The sequence below is a fragment of the Salinimicrobium profundisediminis genome, from assembly GCF_026241755.1.
In the GTDB taxonomy this organism is placed as follows: Bacteria; Bacteroidota; Bacteroidia; order Flavobacteriales; family Flavobacteriaceae; genus Salinimicrobium; species Salinimicrobium profundisediminis.
Genome location: NZ_JAPJDA010000091.1, coordinates 1 through 2,065, shown reverse-complemented (window position 1 = coordinate 2,065; position 2,065 = coordinate 1). Strand labels below are relative to the sequence as shown.

Sequence of the window (2,065 nt, the reverse complement as noted above, 5' to 3'; positions counted from 1 at the left end):
CGGTTCAACTACAGCGATTGATTCCATCAGCAGCATCATTACGACAGTACAAAAAGAAGTTGGTGAAGTCATGCAGCAGATCGGCAAGCAGACCCATCAATCTCAGGAAACAGCAGACGAAATCAGCAAGACTAAACATATTTTTGATGAAGTAAACGCTTTGCTGAAGCAGCATATTGATGATGCAAGTGTTGTAGATGAAAAGCTTGAAAAGGTTATTGATCAGCTTTCCAATAAATAATAGCAGAAAAAAGGGCACCCAATCTGGATGCCCCGTTTTATTCATTGATTTACGCTTCAATTGTTTCTAAACGATTCTGTACTTCTTCCTCGCTCAATTCATGCTGAATAATATAGCGGTTGCGCGGATTTGTACGGCATTCATCTGAGCAGCTGCGCATATATTTATGCTCATTTTCTTCAGAGCATAAGATTTTTTTGTTGCAGGCAGGGTTTGCACAGTTTACATAGCGCTCGCAAGGTTCGCCCGAAAAATAATCGCGGCCGACGACCACATGCTCTTTCTGATTAACAGGTACGCCAATTCTTTCATCGAATACATACAGCTGACCATCCCAAAGCTCACCTTGGACTTCCGGATCTTGGCCATATGTGACGATGCCGCCGTGAAGCTGAGCAACGTCTTTAAAGCCTTCCTTCAACAGCCAGCCTGAGAATTTTTCACAGCGGATTCCGCCTGTGCAATACGTAACAATCTTTTTATCTCCAAGCAATTCTTTATTTTCACGCACCCATTGTGGAAGGTCACGGAAGTTTATGATATCCGGTCTGATCGCACCGCGGAAATGACCAAGATCATACTCATAGTCATTGCGCGCATCTAAGACCACAGTGTCTTCATCATTTAAACGCTCGTAAAACTCTTTTGGGCTTAAATATTGCCCAGTCAATTCATTCGGATTCACATCATCTTCAAGACGAAGTGTAACAAGCTCCTTGCGATGGCGAACCTTCATTTTCTTGAAGGCATGTTCCTCTGCTTCATCAATTTTGAATATCATTTCAGCAAAGCGAGGATCAGCTTTCATCGCAGCCATATATTGATCTGTCTGTTCAAAAGTACCTGAAACTGTTCCGTTAATGCCCTCATCAGCGATTAGAATTCTTCCTTTTAAACCAAGCTCCTGGCAAAAAGCAAGATGCTCTTGCGCATACTCTTCAGCATTTTCAATTGGGACATACATGTAATACAGTAATACTCGATAATTCTTTTCACTCATTCTTTTTTCCACCTATCAATTGTATATTTGCAAGATATATTTGTATTCAATAGGTTTTAAACACAATTCTTACGTTTTACAGTATAACAAAAGTGTATATAAGTGCGCCAGATTACACTCCAAGTAATTTATGCCACCCATTCCAGCCATCAATGGCTCCCCATAACCCACATTTAACAGTAATGGTTAAAGAATACGCAGGCGTCAGCAAGCCAGAAAGCTGCAGCCAAAGGTTTAGCTTCACCCCTATTTTCTTCTAAAATAAGCAGATTTGTGATCTTTTTCCCAATAGATTATTATTCGATAGTACAAAAAGAATGAAATTTTTTATGAAAATAAACCTATTTCCAGTAAAACTTTCCACTTTTATGCCGATATTAGGAGAAAACACCCGATCTAATAGAAGGAGAGATTAAGAGAAGTGAAAAAGGAAATCGTATCTATTGCTGCAATAGCGATCATCTCTTCTGCTTATGCTGCCCATGCTTCCGCCGATACACATGTGGTTCAAAAAGGAGATACACTTTGGCAGTTATCAAAGAAATATAGTGTTTCTGTTGCAGAGCTTAAGAGTATAAACGGATTATCTTCAGATTTTTTAAAAATCAATCAGCCTATTAAAATCGCTAAAACTGTAACAGCTCCTGCCACAAAACCAGCTCCTCCCGCTGTAAAAGAGCCAAGCAAGCCAAGCAGTAAACCCGTAACACATACATACACCGTTGCATCAGGCGACACTCTATCAAAAATTGCTATAAAACATAATATTAGTCTGCAAACATTGATGAATTTAAATGGTCTGACGACACATCTTATTTTCCCAG

The 2,065-nt window shown here is 39.7% G+C and carries 3 protein-coding genes; 2 read left to right on the top strand and 1 reads right to left on the bottom strand.

Going from position 1 to position 2,065, the window contains the following annotated elements; translation table 11 throughout:
* A partial coding sequence (locus OQ279_RS18760) for a hypothetical protein (protein ID WP_266071398.1) occupies positions 1-241 on the top strand: 241 nt, incomplete at its 5' end.
* A gap of 49 nt (positions 242-290) precedes the next feature.
* Here the strand turns inward: OQ279_RS18760 and trhO are convergent.
* Positions 291-1,241, bottom strand: coding sequence for an oxygen-dependent tRNA uridine(34) hydroxylase TrhO (gene trhO / locus OQ279_RS18755; RefSeq protein WP_266071396.1), 951 nt, complete (start codon positions 1,239-1,241; stop codon positions 291-293).
* Positions 1,242-1,662: 421 nt separating this feature from the next.
* On the opposite strand from trhO, the gene OQ279_RS18750 reads away from it, so the two are divergent.
* Positions 1,663-2,065 (top strand): LysM peptidoglycan-binding domain-containing protein (locus OQ279_RS18750; RefSeq protein WP_266071393.1); only part of this gene is annotated, 403 nt, incomplete at its 3' end.

What these genes read in the sequence shown, in the direction of transcription:
- trhO (WP_266071396.1), bottom strand. Translation starts at nt 1,241, where the DNA reads ATGAGTGAAAAGAATTATCGAGTATTACTGTATTACATGTATGTCCCA.